General features: G+C 39.3%; 4 protein-coding genes. All 4 read left to right on the top strand.

From position 1 onward, the window contains the following. The first annotated feature begins 276 nt into the window (after nucleotides 1-276). From M0R36_11410 to M0R36_11395, 4 genes are read left to right on the top strand one after another with little or no spacing between them, the layout of a single operon-like run. Nucleotides 277-765, top strand: coding sequence for a recombinase family protein (locus M0R36_11410; GenBank protein ID MCK9556398.1), 489 nt, complete (start codon nucleotides 277-279; stop codon nucleotides 763-765). 37 nt (nucleotides 766-802) lie between these two features. Beyond that, complete coding sequence (locus tag M0R36_11405) at nucleotides 803-1,024, top strand: hypothetical protein (GenBank protein ID MCK9556397.1); 222 nt, start codon at nucleotides 803-805, stop codon at nucleotides 1,022-1,024. Between the two features lie 7 nt (nucleotides 1,025-1,031). Further along, nucleotides 1,032-1,376 (top strand): hypothetical protein, encoded by a 345-nt coding sequence (locus tag M0R36_11400; GenBank protein ID MCK9556396.1) that lies wholly within the window; start codon nucleotides 1,032-1,034, stop codon nucleotides 1,374-1,376. A 12-nt stretch (nucleotides 1,377-1,388) separates the two neighbouring features. Next, the gene (locus M0R36_11395; protein MCK9556395.1) at nucleotides 1,389-3,116 is read left to right on the top strand and encodes a recombinase family protein; all 1,728 of its coding nucleotides are present in this window, start codon (nucleotides 1,389-1,391) and stop codon (nucleotides 3,114-3,116) included. Nucleotides 3,117-3,167: the final 51 nt, after the last annotated feature.

The following is a 3,167-nucleotide window of genomic DNA, read 5'->3' as shown; positions in this document are numbered from 1 at the left end:
CGCCAGCATTATCGCAGAACTTAAAAGAAGCAAAGAAATTATTATAGCAGATAAGACCGGCAAAAAGGGTAGGGTGGAAGTTTATGGTCCGCCAGACGACGATCCTGACTTTGACGATGAGGATAATAAGGAAGATTAAACCATCGGTATCCACCCACTATCTTTAAAGGGTGGCTGGTGGATACCGAGTTTTATAGCTTTATATTTCCCTATAAGGACTATAAAACTATAAAGTTCACATCATTAAAATTATTAACTAAATTAACTAACAAAATTATGAAAACAAACAACAAAAAGCAAAATCGTGCGGCATTATACATTCGGGTTTCTTCTAATGAGATTTCGGAAGACGCAAGACATGACGACACAAGACATTGCGATCCAGAGAGCCAGAAAAACGTTTTAAGGCAGTTTTGTAAAATGCAAGGATATACCGTTGATGACCAGCATATTTACGAAGACGTCGGTTATTCGGGCGTTTCATCAGTAGACGAACGGCCAGCGTTAAAAAGATTGGTTAAAAACGCAAAAAAGAAAAAATTTGACGTGGTCGTCGTCTACAGGCTTGATAGGCTTGCTCGCAACTTAAAGCTATCGCTCGGAATACTTGGAGATTTAAGCAAACATGGAGTTGTATTAAAATCTGTTTCAGAACCGCTTGATACTTCTTCTGCTTTTGGCAGAAGCACAATGTATTTGATGCTTATGTTTGCGGAATATGAACAGAATGTAATAGAAGATCGTAAAAGAAGATGTAGATGTTAAGAATCCAGCGCTGTTAATAACTCGGCGTATCCGCAGTATGGCAAAATATGGTTCCATATTCTTGATGAGGAAGACGGTAAGATTTCAAACGGTCAGTTATAAATCGAGGACGACAGGCTCCGTTCCTTATATCAGAATTGCAAACAAAATTCTTGAAAAGTACGGATTCAGATGCGGGGATAAAATCGTAATCGTCTACCAGAAGGAGAAACTTACCGTCTTTACTTCAAGGGAATGCCCAAAAATTATTAACGGTTAGAAACATTATGTTTGTTTCGACAACTTACGAAAAACTTAGGATTGTAAAAATTAAGAAAAAACAAAGTCCGTCAATGTATAAAAACAGAAAAGCGTTTAGCACTGTCATGTTTATTGACGAAAAGAAGCGGAAGATAAAGGCGATGGGCAGATGGACCGACGGCTGGAAAGAGAGAGATGTCGTTACGGGATTCCTTAGAAGGTCGGCTTATGAAGACGATCAAGGGATAATAACCAACGATTATTGCCTTATGCAACTAAAAAACGAATGTTTTAAGGACGAATATTTGGAGTTATATAAGCAAGGCGTGGTGCCCCTAGACGACGGTCTCAGGGAATTATTAGAAGATTAAAAAATAAAAAACATGTTTACAGAAAATAAAAACAAAAAAGAAACGAGGGCGGCGATATATCTCAGGGAAAGCATTGAAGATAAAACGAAGGCGAAAGAAGACCGCTACGGTCTTATCGTTCAGGAAGAGAGCGCAAAAGCTTACTGTAAATCGCAGGGGTTTATATGGAATCAAGAATGGGTTTATAAGGACGAGGGCTTTTCTGGTACTTTGCCAATCGAAGAAAGGCCAGCGTTAAAGAAACTTTTTGAAGATGCGAAAGAAAAGAAGTTTGATATGGTATTGGTTCATAAGGCAGACAGAATGGCAAGAAACCTTCGAATATTAGTAAACGCAGTGTACGATTTGAAAGATATGGGCATTAGTTTTTGTTCCGTTACCCAGGCACTGGACACTTCTACCTCGGCAGGTAGGGCGTTTTTTAATCAACTGGCCACATTTGCGGAGTTTGAGAGAGATATTATCGTTGAGCGAATGCAGGGCGGCAGAAAGCGTGCCGCTAAAGACGGAAAATGGGTGTGGGGAAGCCCGCCTTATGGATACCGGCTAAACAAGGATAAAGAATTGGTAATCCACGAAAAAGAGGCGAAATGGGTGAGAACGCTATTTAAATGGCTGGTTGCCGAAAAGCTTCCGTTGAGTGCCATTCACAAACGAGCCAATGAAATGAACATGCCCTGTTATGCGTTAAAGAAACGAAGGAAAATAGAAAATAAGGGGTATTGGCACAAGTCATCGATTGCCAGGATACTATGCAATCCTATTTATACTGGCACGGACGAATTCTATAGATACAAAAACGGCAAAAAAAGATTGTCGGTTTTGTTAGATGTGGGATTGCAAAGAGACAAAACCGAGTGGGTGTCGTTTAAAACGAAAAATATCATTAGTAAGACACAATTTAAGCTTGCCCGGGAACAATTATTGAAAAACCGTGAAATGGCAGACAGAAACTTAAAAAATGTTTATTTGTTCAATAAGCTTTTGTACTGCGGGAAGTGCGGTTTCAAACTATTTGCCGGAAACAGGCCGCCCAGAAAGGAGACCCAGAATATGTTTCGTTTTTACCACGGGAGTCGTGAACCCAAATGGAAAGAAGAAAGAACCGTAAAAAATAGTAGATGTCATCTTTGTGGCGGTGTCGGTGAGGCGAGGTTGTATTTAATATGGGACACGATTAAAAAGTTGCTGGAAAGGCCAGAGTATATGATTGATAAGTTGAAAGACTACGACGTTAAGATTCCGATTGAAGATACAAAGGAAAAGATAGGCGAGTCAGAAAACAGGTTAAAAGTTGTTGCAAGAAAAAAGAAAAAGATAGACCAGGTCTATGAAACCAGCGATACAATGGATTACGCCGTTTACCAAAAGAAAATAGACGAATGCAAGAGAGAGGAGGAAAGACTAAGGAATGAAATCACCCTTTTGAATCAAAAAATACTCAGAAAAGACGAAGTTAAAGCGAATGCAGACCATTTCAGGAAACTATATGATGAATTACAGGCACAAATACAGAATGCTACTTACGAGGAAAAATCTGATATAATTCACTTATTGGTGGACAAAATTACCTTTTATAAAGAGGAAGAAATGGCAGAAGTAAGAATGAAAGTACCTATTGATGCACCCGATTCGTTAGCGGTTCAAGATGTCTTAGGAAACCAGGTGGTTAAGGAAAATGATGTATTGTGTTCACACCGTATTCATAGAAACACCGCAAAGGCATCAGATTCTAATTGACGGAGGTCCCAGTTCGGATATTTTAAAAAAGCTTGGAGGGGAAATGCCTTT

It is taken from the genome of bacterium (assembly GCA_023228325.1).
In the GTDB taxonomy this organism is placed as follows: Bacteria; Auribacterota; UBA6266; order UBA6266; family UBA6266; genus UBA6266.
The sequence above is the reverse complement of the archived record's forward strand: the minus strand, read 5'-3'. Positions and strand labels throughout refer to the sequence as shown.